General features: G+C 67.3%; 16 protein-coding genes. 10 read left to right on the top strand and 6 right to left on the bottom strand.

The window, feature by feature from the left end; translation table 11 throughout:
* A partial coding sequence (locus ABZ942_RS33045; protein ID WP_357388942.1) for a DUF4173 domain-containing protein occupies positions 1 to 1,413 on the top strand: 1,413 nt, incomplete at its 5' end.
* Positions 1,414 to 1,804: 391 nt separating this feature from the next.
* On the opposite strand, the gene ABZ942_RS33040 is transcribed toward ABZ942_RS33045, so the two are convergent.
* Positions 1,805 to 2,266, bottom strand: coding sequence for a VOC family protein (locus tag ABZ942_RS33040; protein ID WP_357388940.1), 462 nt, complete (start codon positions 2,264 to 2,266; stop codon positions 1,805 to 1,807).
* Positions 2,263 to 2,850, bottom strand: coding sequence for a DinB family protein (locus ABZ942_RS33035; protein ID WP_357388938.1), 588 nt, complete (start codon positions 2,848 to 2,850; stop codon positions 2,263 to 2,265). The genes ABZ942_RS33040 and ABZ942_RS33035 overlap by 4 nt, the downstream gene beginning before the upstream one ends.
* Before the next feature lie 68 nt (positions 2,851 to 2,918).
* Between ABZ942_RS33035 and ABZ942_RS33030 the strand changes: the two genes are divergently transcribed.
* The gene (locus ABZ942_RS33030; protein WP_357388936.1) at positions 2,919 to 3,911 is read left to right on the top strand and encodes a YafY family protein; all 993 of its coding nucleotides are present in this window, start codon (positions 2,919 to 2,921) and stop codon (positions 3,909 to 3,911) included.
* Positions 3,912 to 4,448: 537 nt separating this feature from the next.
* Here the strand turns inward: ABZ942_RS33030 and ABZ942_RS33025 are convergent.
* Together ABZ942_RS33025 and ABZ942_RS33020 are read right to left on the bottom strand one after the other, a co-directional pair.
* A complete protein-coding gene (locus ABZ942_RS33025) occupies positions 4,449 to 5,846 on the bottom strand; it encodes an MFS transporter (protein ID WP_357388934.1) in 1,398 nt (465 codons plus the stop codon).
* Complete coding sequence (locus tag ABZ942_RS33020; protein ID WP_357388932.1) at positions 5,843 to 6,415, bottom strand: TetR/AcrR family transcriptional regulator; 573 nt, start codon at positions 6,413 to 6,415, stop codon at positions 5,843 to 5,845. Before ABZ942_RS33020 ends, ABZ942_RS33025 begins: the two co-directional genes overlap by 4 nt.
* A 190-nt stretch (positions 6,416 to 6,605) precedes the next feature.
* On the opposite strand from ABZ942_RS33020, the gene ABZ942_RS33015 reads away from it, so the two are divergent.
* Positions 6,606 to 7,049, top strand: coding sequence for an ACT domain-containing protein (locus tag ABZ942_RS33015; RefSeq protein WP_357388930.1), 444 nt, complete (start codon positions 6,606 to 6,608; stop codon positions 7,047 to 7,049).
* Positions 7,046 to 7,180 carry a hypothetical protein gene (locus tag ABZ942_RS33010; protein WP_357388928.1) on the top strand — a complete coding sequence of 45 codons (135 nt, stop codon included), beginning with the start codon at positions 7,046 to 7,048 and terminating at the stop codon, positions 7,178 to 7,180. Before ABZ942_RS33015 ends, ABZ942_RS33010 begins: the two co-directional genes overlap by 4 nt.
* On the opposite strand, the gene ABZ942_RS33005 is transcribed toward ABZ942_RS33010, so the two are convergent.
* Complete coding sequence (locus ABZ942_RS33005) at positions 7,177 to 7,644, bottom strand: TIGR00725 family protein (protein WP_357389036.1); 468 nt, start codon at positions 7,642 to 7,644, stop codon at positions 7,177 to 7,179. The genes ABZ942_RS33010 and ABZ942_RS33005 overlap by 4 nt on opposite strands.
* Before the next feature lie 407 nt (positions 7,645 to 8,051).
* Between ABZ942_RS33005 and ABZ942_RS33000 the strand changes: the two genes are divergently transcribed.
* Positions 8,052 to 8,600 (top strand): hypothetical protein, encoded by a 549-nt coding sequence (locus ABZ942_RS33000; protein WP_357389034.1) that lies wholly within the window; start codon positions 8,052 to 8,054, stop codon positions 8,598 to 8,600.
* Positions 8,601 to 8,614: 14 nt separating this feature from the next.
* On the opposite strand, the gene ABZ942_RS32995 is transcribed toward ABZ942_RS33000, so the two are convergent.
* Positions 8,615 to 9,418, bottom strand: a complete 804-nt coding sequence (locus tag ABZ942_RS32995; protein ID WP_357388926.1) for a thioesterase family protein — start codon at positions 9,416 to 9,418, stop codon at positions 8,615 to 8,617.
* A gap of 170 nt (positions 9,419 to 9,588) precedes the next feature.
* On the opposite strand from ABZ942_RS32995, the gene ABZ942_RS32990 reads away from it, so the two are divergent.
* The 5 genes from ABZ942_RS32990 to ABZ942_RS32970 all read left to right on the top strand — a co-directional run bounded on the left by ABZ942_RS32990 (position 9,589) and on the right by ABZ942_RS32970 (position 14,404).
* Positions 9,589 to 9,783: a hypothetical protein gene (locus ABZ942_RS32990; RefSeq protein ID WP_357388924.1), complete on the top strand. Its 195-nt coding sequence runs from the start codon at positions 9,589 to 9,591 to the stop codon at positions 9,781 to 9,783.
* 105 nt (positions 9,784 to 9,888) lie between these two features.
* On the top strand, positions 9,889 to 10,524 hold the full coding sequence (locus ABZ942_RS32985; protein ID WP_357388922.1) for a fasciclin domain-containing protein: 636 nt from the start codon (positions 9,889 to 9,891) through the stop codon (positions 10,522 to 10,524).
* 114 nt (positions 10,525 to 10,638) lie between these two features.
* Positions 10,639 to 11,295 (top strand): ECF RNA polymerase sigma factor SigK, encoded by a 657-nt coding sequence (gene sigK / locus ABZ942_RS32980; RefSeq protein WP_357388920.1) that lies wholly within the window; start codon positions 10,639 to 10,641, stop codon positions 11,293 to 11,295.
* 379 nt (positions 11,296 to 11,674) lie between these two features.
* Positions 11,675 to 12,400 (top strand): anti-sigma factor, encoded by a 726-nt coding sequence (locus tag ABZ942_RS32975; protein ID WP_357388918.1) that lies wholly within the window; start codon positions 11,675 to 11,677, stop codon positions 12,398 to 12,400.
* A gap of 63 nt (positions 12,401 to 12,463) precedes the next feature.
* Complete coding sequence (locus ABZ942_RS32970; RefSeq protein ID WP_357388916.1) at positions 12,464 to 14,404, top strand: molybdopterin-dependent oxidoreductase; 1,941 nt, start codon at positions 12,464 to 12,466, stop codon at positions 14,402 to 14,404.
* Positions 14,405 to 14,778 lie beyond the last annotated feature (374 nt).

Raw genomic sequence — 14,778 nt, 5'->3', positions numbered from 1 at the left:
GATGCCGCCGATGCCGCCGATGCCGCCGATGCCGCCGATGCCGCCGATGCCGCCGATGCCGCCGATGCCGCCGATGCCGCCGATGCCGCCGATGCCGCCGATGCCGACGTGGACGTGGATGCCGCTGCCGCTGCCGTTGCCGTTGCCGACGCGGACGCCGATGCCGATGCCGATGCCGCCGATGTGCGGCTTGGGAAGACGTCTGCGCGGATGTGGTGGGCTGGAATGTTTCTTGCCTTGTTGGCGGTGGGCACTTTCCGTGCGGCGGGCTGGTTGTTCACGCTGTGCGTGTTGGCAGCGTGTGTCGCCGGATCGCTGGCTGTTGTGGGGCGACGGTCGGCACGTGGCGTGATCTACGACGTGATCGCTTGGCCGCTTGCGGCTTTGGCTGGTCTGCCGTGGATGTATGCGGGGCTCGAGCGGTTGCGCGGGATCAAATCGCAGCGCGAGCGGGGCATCGCGCTGTCGGTGGTGGTCACCATCGCGTTGCTCGCGGTGTTCGTTCCGCTGCTCGGCGGTGCGGATGCGACGTTCGCGAGACTGTTGGAGTCGGTGACACCGGAAGTGGACAGTGCGCTGACGGTCCAGTGGATCGTGCTGTTCGTCGTGGTCGGGCTCGCCGCGCTCGGCGCGCTGTATGTGCTTGCCGCTCCGCCGATGCCCGCGTCGGCATTCGTTGCGGAGGCGCAGGGTCGGACGTTGCGCCGTGTGGAGTGGGCACTGCCGGTCGGTGCGCTCACGGTTCTGTTCGCGGTATTCGTCGGCGCACAGTTCGTGGCCCTGTTCGGCGGTGACGATTACGTGCAGCGCACGGCCGGACTCACCTACGCCGAATATGCGCGCAGCGGATTCTGGCAGCTGTCCGCAGTCACCATCCTGACCCTCGCGGTCATCCTGGTCGTCCTGCGCTGGGCCGCGACGGACTCGGCGGCCGATCGCCTGTGGCTGCGTGTGCTGCTGTGCGCGGTGAGTGTGCTCTCGCTGGTCATCGTCGCCTCGGCCCTCGGCCGCATGTGGACCTACCAGCAGGCTTACGGTTTCACCGTGCTCCGGCTACTGGTGGAGGTCTGCGAACTCTGGCTCGGTCTGGTCTATCTGCTGGTGCTCGCATCGGTGCTGAGCCTGCGCCGGATGTGGTTGTCCCGCGCGATGATCGGCACCGCCATGGCCACCCTGCTCGCGCTGGCCGTTCTGAATCCGGAACGTCTCGTCGCCGACAAGAACATCGACCGCTGGCAGCATGGCGAGGCGTTCGACGCCGAATACCTGGCCACCCTCTCGACCGACATCCTCCCCGCGACCGACCGGCTCGCCGAACCCCTGCGCACCGAAGTCCGCAACCGGATCCGCGACCACCTCGACCCCGATACCTGGCACAGTTGGAACCTGTCCCGCGCGGACGCCGCGAAGTGACGAGCGCGCCACCGGTTTACCGTTCAGACGTGATGCGGTACGACACGTCAGTTGTTGCAGTCGCTGTGGGCATGGACATCTGAACGGCCCGCTGGACAGGGGCCCTCGACTGACTCGACTGCCGCACGTTCATGGTTTGCCTACCGCGGGGTGTCTTGACCGCGGGATGTCCTGTCGTCTTGTCGGGAATGTGCTGCCAGTTGCGACTGCGACGTGAAATCACATGCGATTTCAGGTGCGGGAAACAGGATGTGTGCGGCTATTCGGCGCCGCCGTGATGTCGTAGCCGAGGTTGATGAGCGCGTCGGTGGTCGCCCTGTGGCGCCGAGCCGATGGCGCGCCAAGCCAGCCGAACCTGGTTGCGCCGAAACACAACCAGGGCCCGCGCCTGTCAGTCCAGGCAGAACTCATTCCCCTCGGGATCGGTCATCACGATATTGCCCCCGCTCATCGGCGGCTGCGGCTCGTAACGCTGCACCCGCTTCGCACCCAGTGCGACGAGCCGATCGCATTCGGCCTCCAAGGCCGCCATCCGTTCCTCCCCTTGCAATCCGGGAGCCGCACGAACGTCGAGGTGGACGCGGTTCTTGGCGACTTTGTCCGCCGGCACCTGCTGGAAGAACAGTCGTGGCCCTGTCCCGTCCGGGTCCTCGATGGCCGACCTGGTGTTGCGCTGTTCCGGCGGCACGCCGATCCGGGCGAGAAACTCGTCCCACGCGGCCAGCGGGTCGCTGCCGGCGGGGACGTCGACACCGGGCGGGCCGGGGTGGACATATCCGAGCACCTCGCGCCAGAAGGTCGACAACGCTGCCGGGTTGTGGGCGTCGAAGGTGACCTGGATGTGGCGGCTCATCGGGTTGCTCCATTCGTGGCGGTTCGCGTGTGCAGGTAGAGGTCGCGCAGTAGGCAGACCTCGGACAGATGATGGATCAGTTCGCGGTGGATATGCAGTACCAGGTCGGCCATCGATGCTTCGGGATAGGGCTCTTTCGGGCCGACCGGGATCCGAAGGTCGGCGTCGCTGAGGGTGCGCACCCCGGCCCGCCAGCTGTCGAGCTGGGTTTCGAGCTGGTCGAGTGCGGTGGCCGCGCTGCCGGCGTATTCCCACGTGTCGTAGGAAGCCGCCGGGGTGCCGAAGTGTGCCGCGTTGCGCACGGCGAGCACGCCGACGATGACGTGACCCAGTCGCCAGGCGATCGTGGTGAACGGTGCGGGATCCGGTGTCGGATAGGCGTAGTCGATCGTGAAGCCGCCGCTGCCGACCTGCATCGGCGCGGTCGAGCTGTCGCGCGGTCGTACGCTCCATCCGTTCGGCACCGGTGACCAGAAGTACTCGTCGTCGGTGAGCCCGTCGAGCCGGGCTCGCACCTGGTGGTCCCAATGGAACTCCCACTGCTCGCGCAGCGTCTGGTTCCAATCGAAGTCGTGTGCTTCCATGCGGTTACCCTGGCACGCCTAGCGGACAGATCCGGTCCGCTATTTCTGGCAGTCTCGGTGAGGTGGGCGTGGCAGGCGGGGACGAACGGGGGACGACCGAGCGGGTGCTCACCTTGCTCGGGTTGCTGCAGCAGCGTCAGGTGTGGACCGGCCCCGATCTTGCCGAGCGGCTCGGTGTCACGCCGCGCACGGTCCGACGTGACGTCGAGCGGTTGCGCACGTTGGGTTATCGGGTGCATGCCAGCCAGGGTGTCGGCGGCGGCTACCAGCTCGGGCCCGGACAGGACTTGCCGCCGCTGCTGCTCGACGACGAGGAAGCGATCGTCACCGCGGTCTCGCTGCTGATCGGTGCGGGTGGCGCGGTCGCCGGCGCGGGTGACGCCGCACTCCGCGCGCTGACCAAGCTCAACCAGGTGCTGCCCGCCCGATTGCGGCACGAGGTACGCGCGCTGTCCGGCTCGGTGGATTCGTTCGACGGCGGCCGCACCCCGGTCGACCCTGATGTCCTCATGACTCTGGCCAGAGCCTGCCGCGACGAGGTCGAGACCAGTTTCGACTACCCGTCCGGAAATGCGGTGCGTACCAGGCGAGTCGAGCCCTATCGCCTGGTCACCTCGGATCGACGCTGGTATCTGCTCGCCTACGACCTCGATCGCGACGACTGGCGCACCTTCCGCGTCGACCGGATGACCGACGCGGCCGCCCGAACCTGGCATTTCCGCCCGCGCGCAGCGCCGGACGCGGCAACGTATGTGCAAGAGGGCGTGGCGAGTCGCGTCTACTCGCACCAAGCCCGTTTTCTCGTACACGCGCCTGCCGCCGTCGTCCGCGCACAAATTCCAGCGGCAGCGGCCGTCATCCGACCGCGCGACACCGAACACTGCGAATTGATCAGCGGCGCAGCCAATCTCGATGCCGTCCTCACCCGCGTACTCTTCCTCGGCCACCCCTTCGAGGTCCTCGACCCACCAGAGCTGGCAACGCGCTGCCACGAGTTGGCGCAGCGCCTGCGGACAGCCGGTGCGCCGATCGCGCCACCGCCGGAAGTGGCGGAATCGTGAGAAGCAGCCGCCGGCGCCGCGGACCCTACGTGGCGCTGCCGAACACACTGGCTGTCGCCGCGTACGTAATGGTCTGTCGCGCAGGGAATTGCTGGCTGATTTGTGCGCGTGCCGCTGAAGTGTGCGCCGGGTGAGTCGGGCTCGCTCGTCGTTGACCACCCGATCCTCCGGAGGTCCGGAGAGCGGGCTGCGTGCGAAACCGCGCCGGTCGTAGGCGACGACGGTGGATCGATGCGGCGCACGAGGTCGCGTGCTGCGCGCTGATCAACCGGCAAATTCGTGCGCAGCCGCGTGAGATATGCGCGGCGACAAGGTGATAGTGACCACGAGCTGCGGCCCGACTCTCTGCTGAGGCGGGTAGCGGTGTGGCGTGAGCCCCGGATCGGGTGATCCTGGGCCACGAATCCGACGGCGTCGATCGGTGCGGCACGGGGAATGGATCCGTCGAGTCGAAAGCGGTTTGCGCTGGGTGCAATTCGGCACGGTCGGCAATCGCTGGGCCATGTGCGGGCTGTGGGACTTCCGAACTGCTGCGGGTTACGACGTCATCGACGCTCGCACAGTCTGCCGCGCGGATCGTTGGGCGGCGATGATGAATGCGCTGGCGGCGAGGGGAGGCAGGGCCCAGAGTGCAGCGGTGAGGTAGCCGGATTGAGTGGGGAGCATGGCGCCGTTCGGTGTGGTGGTGGCGAGCAGGAAGCCGGCGACCGCACTGCCGATGCTCATGCCGATGCTGCGGGCGATCTGGTTGATCGAGAGCACGCTGGCTGTTTCGTCGTGGGGCACGCTGACGAGGATGAGCTTGGGCGTGACCGCGAAGACGCCGCCGACGGCGAAGCCCAGCAGGGCGATGGCGGCGAGGACGGCCAGGAGCGACTGGTTGCCGGCGGCGAACAGCAATGCACTGGCGATTCCGATCACGGCCGAAACCGTGTACGTCCACCTTTCGGTGATTCGTGCGATGAGATGCGGCACCGATTTTCCGGCAGCGAACCCGAGCAGCGAGAACGGGATCAGTGCCGCGCCGGCCGCGACACCGGGGAGCATGAACCCATACGGAGCGCCGTCGGGGGTCTGCACGTAGCGGGTGAACAGGCTGAACAGCAGGTACAACCCGGTTCCGGCGACAAGTATCGCCAGGTTCGCACGCAAGATGGACTCTTGGCCGAGTAGGCGCAGGTTCACCAGTGGCGCCGTAGTGCGCAATTCGATGAATGCCCAGATCGCGAGAACCGCACCGGATCCGGCGAGGAGGCCACCGGCCAGCCACGCCGTTGCCCAGAACGAGGGTTCGGCGATGACCAGCAGCAGTCCGAGGGTGCCGATGGCGAGAAGCAGCGCGCCGGTGACGTCGATCTGCGGCCGTTCGCCGGGGGCCTCGGCAGGCAATGTGCGCCAGGCGATGGCGAGCGCGACGGCGGACAGCACGAACCCGAGTCCGTATGCGGCCCGCAGCCCGGCGAGTTGGTCGAGCAGGCTGATCACCGGATAGCCGACCCCGATACCCACCGTCGATGCGACCGACAGTGCGGCGATTGTCGATGTCGCGCGTTCTGGCGGCAGGTGCGTGCGAGCGACACTCATCAACAGCGCCCCGACCGCGACCGCGAGCCCTTGCAATCCGCGTCCGATCAGCAACGCCGCGAACGGAAGTGGCAGCACCGTCAGCAGCCCACCGAGCGCCACCAGTGCCAGGGTGGCCAGGATCGTGGTGCGACGGTAGGGGCCGCTGCCGAGTCTGCCGAGCACCGGACCGGCGATCGCACCGACGAACAGCGTCACCGTCAAAGTCCATTGCGCAGCACCGAGGGACACGTGCATTCCCGTGGCGACCGCGGTGATGAGTGGCGCTCCGACACTGCCGATCACCGCACCCGCCAACGCCGTACACACCAGCGCGGCGCTGAGCCGTCCTTCTTGTTGGACGGTCCTCACCGGTTTGCCTCGGTCGTGATGTGCGCGAAAAGTCCTGACCGGATTCGAGTGCGGACACCGTCGGCCCATGCGTCGTCGACGTCCTCGATGTCCATCGCGGCGCCGGCATTGAGCAGCATCCCGAAGGCGAGGAACGTTTTCACGGTCACCGGTTCGAGCCCCGTGCCGTCCTCGGTCGTGCCCCACAGCTGTGCGAAACACGACCGCACCGTGTCGCGCACCTCCGGGTCGCCACACGCGGCGAAGCCCTGCAACTGCAACAACAACCCGGTCCGATCGGCCAGCAGGTCGAAGTACTGGGCGCCCATCGCCGAAAGCGCTGCCAGGCCGGCCTGCTCCGCGCCCGCCTCTCGCATCCCGGCGCTGACCCGCTCGAACGCCGCCTGAACCAGTTCGAGGAACAGGGCCTTCTTCGTCCCGAACATCCGGAAGATGTAGGCCTGCGTGATCCCCGCGTCTCTGGCGATGGCTTCGGTCGATGCCCCGTGTAATCCGTGCTCGGCGAACTCCTTTGCCGCGATGGTCAGCACCTGGGCACGTCGTTCGGGTCCATTCATCCGTCCAGCCATGCTCGATAAGTTAGCAGTTAGTAACTACTAAACAAATGTGACATAGATCCATCGAAACGCTCCGCCGGATCGTCGTCGGATGAACAGGTGGCTGCGGCAATCGGCTAGTGCTACAACACAGTTGGTCAGTTCGGTGGCGCCCTGGGATGGCACCCCTCAGGATCGTTGTGACGTAATTGGAGGACATGTGATGGTTGACGGCGGCGGCGAAGGTAGTCACGCGGATGCTGATGGCGGATCACCGCGTACGCCCGCCGCGCGGAGCATGCCGGTAGCCCGAACTCAGCGCCTGCGCGTGCTCGAGGGCCGTTTCGTCCTCGAACGGGTGACCGACGTCGCCGAGGTCGCCGCCGAATCCGGCCTGCTCGCACTCGTACTCGGTCCGGACGGAGGCGCGGCGATGCGACGTGACGACACGGCTCAGGACAGCTGGGCGGCATTGTGGAACGGCGATGACGCGCACGACCCGGAAGCGACGGGGATGCTCAGCGCTGTCGTCGCGCCGCTCGCCGCGGGCGAGGTCCCGGTCTGGACGGCCGCGAGCTACGACGGAGATCTCGTACTCGTCCCGGCCGACCGGCTCGGGGAAGCCGTTGGCCTACTTCGCCAGGCGGGCCACCAAGTATCGGTATGACCGAGTCGAGACAGCCGTTGAAGCCTTCGCGCAACGGTTACCTGCCGATCAACGGAATGAGCCTCGATCACGAGGTGCACGGCGAGCTCGGCGCGTCGGAACGGTTTCGCCCTGGATTGGTCAACTGCTAGGCGGCGTCCTGGAGCGCGCGGGCGACTGCGTCGGCCGGGTCTGTCGCGGAAATGGTTGCCGCCAATGGGGTTCCGTCGGCGTCGAAGATTTGCCACGTGCCCAGCGCGATCACCGGGATGCCGCGGCTGCGGGCCAGGGCGAGTTCGGAGAGCGTGCCCCAGGATCCGCCGATGATGATCACCGCGTCCGCCGACGCCACGAGAATCGCGTTGCGTGCCTCGCCCATGCCGGTGAACAGCACCGCCGACAATCCCGCACATGCCGTGTCTCGATCGGTATCCGGTCGCACCCCGATCACGAGTCCGCCCGCGCTGGACGCTCCCTCGGCGACGGCGGCCATCACGCCGGTGTCGCCGCCGCACAACACGGTCACCTCGGCCGCCGCCAGCAGTCGCCCGACCTGTCGCGCGTGCTCGGCCTCGACCGCACTGCACTCCCTCGGCCCACACACCGCGACTTGCATCGCCACCTCCGCTGATCCGAGCAGCCCGTGTGGTTACTCGACTGTTGCCACCATGTCTCGCTCGGCAGCGTATCGAGGTGCGGGCGGGGAGTGCGCGGGTCGGGAAGGCCCTCGCGTCGCAGGGGTGTCCGATAGGCGTGGTTGCTGGGACACGTGTGTCGCCACCCTGTGCCGACAACCGATGGGCCCCACGGAAACCGGCAGTCCGGTCTGTGATCGATTCGCCCGGCAAACCGGACAAAGGTGTGCAATGTTGTTACTGCGCAACGGCATTGAGGGTGTCCCGGTGCGCTGAGTAGGCACCGGTAAAGGGGGTGCGGCGAACAATGTCGTCGTCGAACGTTTCCGGGGGGAGTGCCGCCGCGCACCGCGGGCGGCACAAGGCGGTAGCGCCGTTGTGGCCAGGGATGATTCCGGTGGCGCGAACGCAACGCTGGGCTGCTCAGCGCAGGAATCGGCCGTGGCTGGTCGGGTCGGCCGCGGTGGTCGGTTCGATGGCCGCCGTGGCGGTGGTGATGGTGTATACGGCGTCGGCGAGCGAGCCGCGGCAGTCGGCCTCGTATGCCGATCCCGTGCTCGGCGGGGGACCGGGCTGCGAGCCGACGCGAAACGATCAGTTGGTGCGCGGCAACGGAACCGGATCGACCACCTCGGGACCCGATGTCATCCTGGCCTTCCAATACGCCTACTACGTGGCCCGCTCAGGATCTGATGCGCGTGCCGTGACCACGACGGACGCCTCCGTACCCTCGGCCGAGGTGATCGGCGCGGGCATCAAATCCGTCCCGGCGGGCACCCAGCACTGCGTGATGATCACACCGATGGCCGACGGCCGCTTCGACGTGGTCATCACCGAGATCCGCCCCGACGCCGCCGTCCGCACCTACCGCCAATTCGTCACCGTCACCACCGGTCCGGGCGTGGTCTCCATCGCGAAGATCGCACCGCCGACCTGACCGGGGTGGGCGTCCTACGTCGAGACGATCGCCAACTGCCGCGACTGAGCGACCAAAGTTCCTGTGCTGTCCCAGATATCGAAGTCTTCCTCATGGAATCCGTCGATCAGATAGTTGGTCGTGACGCGACAGGCCAGCCAACCGGGAGCGGGCCGCTTACGGATATGAACGGTCAGTTCGATCGTGGCGGAACCCGGAATGCCGAGATCGAAGACGATCGGCGCCGCGGAGTCGACGAGGAACGCCAGCGCGATCGGATCGGCCTCGCGCCCGTCGGCCAGCCGCACCCAGAACTCGGTGGACGTGCTGCCGCCCGGCTCGCCACGCCAGAAACCGGGAACCTCCGCCATCCGCGCCTCGGTTCGCTGCGAAATCGGCGGCCGCTGATTCCGGAAGGCGGCGAAGGCATCGACGCACTGGTCCGGCGGCGGTAATGCCGGCGGTTTGCCACTGACCACCGTCGGCCCGTCAGCAGCGGCCAGATCGGTGAAAGTCGCCAGGACGCGCACGATTTCCTTACCATCGCGCAGCAACGTCGCCTGTCCCGTCGCGGTCCGGCGCCCGACCCGGGCAACGTCGGTGGTGATCCGCGCTGGCCCCGGACTACCCGGCCGCAGGAAGTGTGCGGACGCGGACAACAAATCCGGTTGCGGCAAGTCGTGGCGCAACGCCTGTAAACAGCTGGCCAGCAGATACCCTCCATTCGTGGTGCCGATGAAGGTGGTCCACCGGTCCGACAGCGTCAGCCCGAACTCGTGCTCCCCGACTCGTTCACTGGCCGTATCGCTGTCGAACACGAAATCCGCCGTAGTAGTCATCCCACGATCCTGCCTGCCGAATGTGACATGAGCGAGCGTGCACCCGGCGTTCGCCGCGATCGTGTCGCGCTCGGCAAAGACTAGCCAGTCCGTTGCTGGTTGCTCTGCGAAGTACTAGTGCGGCTATGGGACGTGCGCTCGTCGAGCGCCCCGGCGAAAGGGACAGACAGATGCAGACATTTGCGATGAATGCCGATATCGCTGATTGCCGGGTCGATCCCGGTCCGATGTCGGCCGCGCGAGCACACCGCGCGATGCAGATCCATTTGGACTGCTCGGTGGATACCTGCCGGGTGCGCCGTCGCGCCCGCGGCATCCTGGTCCAGTCGGGGGCGATGATCCTCGACCCGCGCGCGGTCCGTTGAAACTGGTTCGACTCTCGACCCATCCGGGTCGGCGACCCAGGCGAATTCCGTTCCGTCCAATGCCAAACACGGCTTCGAGCCGTATCGACGGAAGCGAAAACAACAATGACTGTAATGCGACGTTCGGTCGTGGCGGCGATGATGCTCAGCGCGGTGGTGGGTGCCTCGGCCTGTTCGAGTGACAAGTCCGCGGACACCGCCGCCCCGTCGTCGAGCGCGGCGATGACCACCTCGACCATGGCGTCGGGCGATCTGGTCGGTTCGGGCTGCAAGGCCTACGCCCAGCAGGTGCCGACCGGCGCGGGTTCGGTCAGTGGCATGGCGCAGGATCCGGTCGCCACCGCGGCTTCCAACAATCCGCTGCTGACCACACTGGTAGCCGCCGTTTCCGGAAAGCTCAATCCGCAGGTGAACCTGGTCGACACCCTCAACGGCGCCCAGTTCACGGTGTTCGCGCCGGTCGACGCGGCATTCGCGAAGATCGATCCGGCCACCGTCGACGCGCTGAAGACGGACTCGGCCACGCTGACCAAGATCCTCACCTATCACGTGGTGCCGGGCCGGATCGCGCCGGACAAGATCGCGGGCACGCACAAGACCGTCGAGGGCGCCGACGTGACCGTCGCCCGCAGCGGCGATGACATCAAAGTGGCCAACGCTTCGGTGATTTGCGGCGGAGTGAACACGGCGAATGCGACGGTGTACCTGATCGATACCGTGCTGATGCCGCCCGCCGCGTAACCTCGCCACACCGTAGTTCGGAATGGTCCGTCCCCTCAGGAGTCGTGCTCGCCGTGTTGCTGCCGCAGATCCATTCCCGATCCGTCCTCGCCAGCGCTAGTCGCGGAGGTGCGCATGCCGAATGAGCCGAGGCTCGCCGCGATCCGTCTGCGCCGCAACACCGGCGGCGACGGACCGCCGGTGTGTTCGCCCCACCCGGATCCGGAGGAGCTCGCGCGGACGCGACGGCTGGTCGAGCTGCTCGATTCGGTCGCGCGCGGTGATCGCGACGCCTTCACCGAGTTCTATCGCGCTACCAGCCACCGGGTGTTCGGCTTGGCGCTGCGCATTCTGCGCGGTCACGCGGCGGCCGAGGAGATCACCCAGGAGGTGTATCTGCAGGCGTGGTCGCTCGCCTCGGGATATGACCGGAAGCTGTCCAGTCCGATGGGTTGGCTGATGATGCTGACCCATCGGCGGGCGGTGGACCGGGTCCGCCGCGAGCAGTCCGCCGCCTCCCGCGACATCGCCTTCGGCCAAGCCCATTTGGGCCGCGACCATGACGTGGTGGCCGAGGAGGTCGGACAGCTGCTCGACGAGCAGTCGGTGCTGGACTGCCTGGAAACCTTGACCGCCATCCAACGCGAAGCCGTCGCGCTGGCCTACTACAGCGGCCGGACCTACACCGAGGTCGCCGAGCACCTCGAGGTCCCGCTGCCCACCATCAAGAGCCGCATCCGCGACGGGTTGAAGCGGCTCGAGAACTGCCTGACAGGAAGTGATACCGCATGAACGGGCGCAGGGAGCCAACCCCGGCACAGCGCGCATCGCGCATGCCGGAACCGAATGCTAGCGAGGTACGAGCCGCTATGGGTGAGCGAACAATCGACACAGCCGAGCACCCGCTGATGCCTGGGCCGAGCGTCAATACGGTGCGGGCATGAGCGAGCGAACGATAGGCACTGCCGAGTTCTCGGTCATGGCGGAGCCGAGCGTCAGCGAGGTGCAGGCATGAGTGAGCGGAGCGAGCGAACGATAGGCACTGCCGAGCTCTCGGTCATGGCGGAGCCGAGCGTCAGCGAGGTGCAGGCATGAGTGAGCGGAGCGAGCGAACGATAGGCACTGCCGAGCTCTCGGTCATGCCGGAGCCGAGCGTCAGCGAGGTGCAGGCATGAGCGAGAACGGCCGGGCCGCAACGGATTTGCTCGACCTTGCCTACCCGTACGCGATGGACGCGGTCGCCGAGCTCGAGCGTCGCACCATCGAGCACCGGTTGCGGGCTGCCGACGAGGCGACAGCGGATGCGTTCGCCGCCATCGTTTCCGGGGTCCGCGAGACATTGGCCGCACTTACCGTGCTCGACGCGACCGCGCCGCCGCCCGACCTGGAGACCACGTTGATGCGGGCCCTCGACGAGGCAACCGGCGTACCGGGCAAGTCCCCCAAGCGATTCGAGCGACTGCGCTGGCTCGCGGCAGCGGTCGCGGTGGTCGTGGCCATTGGGGCGGGTGCCGGTGTGCTCGTGCATCGCAGCACCGATCCGGGCTCGCCTGGGCTCACCGCGCAAATGGTGCTCGAACAACCCGATGTGATGGTGAAATCGGTGCCGGTCGCGGGTGGTGGCACGCTCACCGTGCGCACCTCGGCCCGAATCGCCGCCGCCACAGTATCTTTCGAGTCCGTATCGGCGCCACCGGCCGGCCGCGCCTATCAGGTCTGGCTGATCCCGCTCGGTGGCACGCCCCGCTCCGCTCGGGTGATGACCGAACTGCCGGCTACCGGTCCCGCCATGGTGACTCGCTTCGACGCTGTCGACACTCTGGCCGTCACAGTCGAACCCGCCACCGGTTCACCGGCGCCGACGACCGCGGCGATCGCCAGCGTGAACCTCACCTGACCCGAGCTGCCGTCCGCGGTCACGGAAATCGCAGCTCCGCCATCCGAAAGCAGGGAGACTGCGATGAAACAGCGCGTGGCACAAGCACGCCCGAAACCGGCCCGCAGCATATCCGCCGCGGCCCTGGCGGGAGTCTTGGCCGCCCTGACCGTACTCGGTGTGGGCCACCTGGTTGCCGCATTGATCGATCCGGCCGCTTCACCGTTCTACGCGATGGGCTCCGCAGTAGTGGACCACACGCCACATGCGTTGAAGGACGCGGCGATTCGACGCTTCGGCAGCAACGACAAGCTCGCCCTGTTCGCATCGATGGCCGCGGTGATGCTCATCTTCGCCGCCATCCTCGGCATCTCCGAGCGGCGCCGCCCAGTGGGCAGCGCCGGCCTGATCTTGCTCGGCGGAGTAGTACTCGGAGCCGCACTCCAACGTCCAACGGCCACACCATGGTTCGCGCTACCAACGGCTATCGGCGTAGCAGCCGGGGTGCTGGCCCTGCGCGTGCTCATCGGCCGGGCGGTCATCCCTGCACAGAGTGCCGGTGCGGCAGTATCCAGCGATAAGGCGGGGGATGAGGGATCGGCAGTACCGGAAGACGCTACGGCGCGGGCGGGGCAGGCGGTAGGGGGCACTGCAGCACGGGGCAACACTGCAGCATGGGGAGACACTGCAGGACAGGGGGACACCGCGGCGAGCGCCGGGCCGCTGTCGAACTCCTACTCGGCGGCAAGTGTTGAACCGGTATCGGGCGGGGATCCGGAATCGACGCCACCTCCGCCGTCAGGTACAGCGGCGAGCGTGCCGCCGGCCGCTTCGGGGCGGCACGGCGATCGCGATGCGGGGCGTGATCCGAAGTCGGGTGGCAAGCATCAGTCGGATGCTGGACAGGGGCGAGAGCCCGGAGTGTCCTCGCCCGGCGGGCCGGCGCCGCGGGGCGGTGCCTCGCGACGTCGCTTTCTTACACTGGCGGTTGGGGTGGGGGCGGTGGCGGTGGGGGCGGCTGTCGCCGGGCAGTGGATCGGTGCGCGGCTGCGTGATGTTGTGGCCGATCGGGCTGGGTTCGTTGTGCCGCGTCCGGTGGTGCCTGCGCCGCCTGCCGAACCTGGTGTGCGCCCAGCGGTTCCGGGGCTGACCGAGTTCGTCACTCCCAACGATCGCTTCTATCGTGTCGATACCGCGCTGCAACTCCCTGCGCTGACGAGTGGCAACTGGCGGCTGCGAATCCATGGAATGGTCGATCGCCCAATGGAATTGGACTTCGATGAGCTTCGTCGTCGGGTGGCGGTCGAGCGCATGATCACCATGACGTGCGTATCCAACGAGGTCGGCGGCGAGTTGGCAGGCACTGCCGTCTGGACGGGATATCCACTGGCCGACCTGCTCGCCGAGGTGGGTGTGCGACCCGAGGCCGACATGCTGCTGTCCCGCAGTATCGACGGATTCACCGCTGGCACACCGGTTTCCGCAGTGACCGACGGTCGTGACGCACTGCTGGCGGTGGGAATGAACGGCGAACCACTGCCGATCGCCCACGGCTATCCCGCGCGACTGATCGTCCCCGGCCTCTACGGCTACGTGTCCGCCACCAAATGGGTCATCGACCTCGAACTCACCCGCTTCGACCGCGCCAAGGCGTACTGGACCGAACGTGGTTGGGGCGCACAGGCACTCATCAAAACCGCCTCCCGCATCGATGTCCCCGCCGCATTCGCCACCGTCCCGGCGGGCAACCTCACCGTCGCCGGCGTCGCCTGGGCCCAACACCGCGGCATCGACACCGTCGAAATCCAAGTCGACGACCAACCATGGCAACCGGCCACCCTCGCCGACGAATACTCCACCGACACCTGGCGCCAATGGACCTGGTCCTGGACCGCCACCCCCGGCCCTCACACCCTCCGCGTCCGCGCCACTGACCGCTCCGGCACGGTGCAAACCGACCACCGCACTCCACCTTTCCCCGACGGCTCCACAGGCTGGCACAGCCGCGTGATCACCGTGCGCTGAGCACCAAGGCGCCAGGGTGCCCTTGAGTACGCGCTAACCCGGCACTGCCGGGCTCCGCCTCCGTGGGCAGGCTGTGCTGGGATCGCGCCATCGGATCGCCGGATCGAGGTGACGGAGCGAGGATGACGGGGTGGTGACACGATCAACGGAGTAGTCGGGGCGCGACATTGAAGCTGGCCGACGATCCGCGCCGAGGAATGCGCGCACCCGCAACGTGACTGATGACTGTGCCTCGGCGACGACGGCACGCATCGTGGGGTGCTCCACCGCGATCACGCCGGTGCCTCTCCGCACAACACAGTCAACCTCTGGTCACGAGGGTCGCCCGGGCCTGCTTTGGCATGGGCGGACGAGCACGTCGCGATCGGGTGATA

It is taken from the genome of Nocardia sp. NPDC046473, from assembly GCF_040645995.1.
In the GTDB taxonomy this organism is placed as follows: Bacteria; Actinomycetota; Actinomycetes; order Mycobacteriales; family Mycobacteriaceae; genus Nocardia.
The sequence above is the reverse complement of the archived record's forward strand: the minus strand, read 5'-3'. Positions and strand labels throughout refer to the sequence as shown.

Coding starts and splice junctions, on each gene's coding strand:
- ABZ942_RS33040 (WP_357388940.1), bottom strand. CDS start 2,266: ATGAGCCGCCACATCCAGGTCACCTTCGACGCCCACAACCCGGCAGCG.
- ABZ942_RS33035 (WP_357388938.1), bottom strand. CDS start 2,850: ATGGAAGCACACGACTTCGATTGGAACCAGACGCTGCGCGAGCAGTGG.
- ABZ942_RS33020 (WP_357388932.1), bottom strand. CDS start 6,415: ATGGCTGGACGGATGAATGGACCCGAACGACGTGCCCAGGTGCTGACC.
- ABZ942_RS33015 (WP_357388930.1), top strand. CDS start 6,606: ATGGTTGACGGCGGCGGCGAAGGTAGTCACGCGGATGCTGATGGCGGA.
- ABZ942_RS33010 (WP_357388928.1), top strand. CDS start 7,046: ATGACCGAGTCGAGACAGCCGTTGAAGCCTTCGCGCAACGGTTACCTG.
- ABZ942_RS33005 (WP_357389036.1), bottom strand. CDS start 7,644: ATGCAAGTCGCGGTGTGTGGGCCGAGGGAGTGCAGTGCGGTCGAGGCC.
- ABZ942_RS33000 (WP_357389034.1), top strand. CDS start 8,052: ATGATTCCGGTGGCGCGAACGCAACGCTGGGCTGCTCAGCGCAGGAAT.
- ABZ942_RS32995 (WP_357388926.1), bottom strand. CDS start 9,418: ATGACTACTACGGCGGATTTCGTGTTCGACAGCGATACGGCCAGTGAA.
- ABZ942_RS32990 (WP_357388924.1), top strand. CDS start 9,589: ATGCAGACATTTGCGATGAATGCCGATATCGCTGATTGCCGGGTCGAT.
- ABZ942_RS32985 (WP_357388922.1), top strand. CDS start 9,889: ATGACTGTAATGCGACGTTCGGTCGTGGCGGCGATGATGCTCAGCGCG.
- sigK (WP_357388920.1), top strand. CDS start 10,639: ATGCCGAATGAGCCGAGGCTCGCCGCGATCCGTCTGCGCCGCAACACC.
- ABZ942_RS32975 (WP_357388918.1), top strand. CDS start 11,675: ATGAGCGAGAACGGCCGGGCCGCAACGGATTTGCTCGACCTTGCCTAC.
- ABZ942_RS32970 (WP_357388916.1), top strand. CDS start 12,464: ATGAAACAGCGCGTGGCACAAGCACGCCCGAAACCGGCCCGCAGCATA.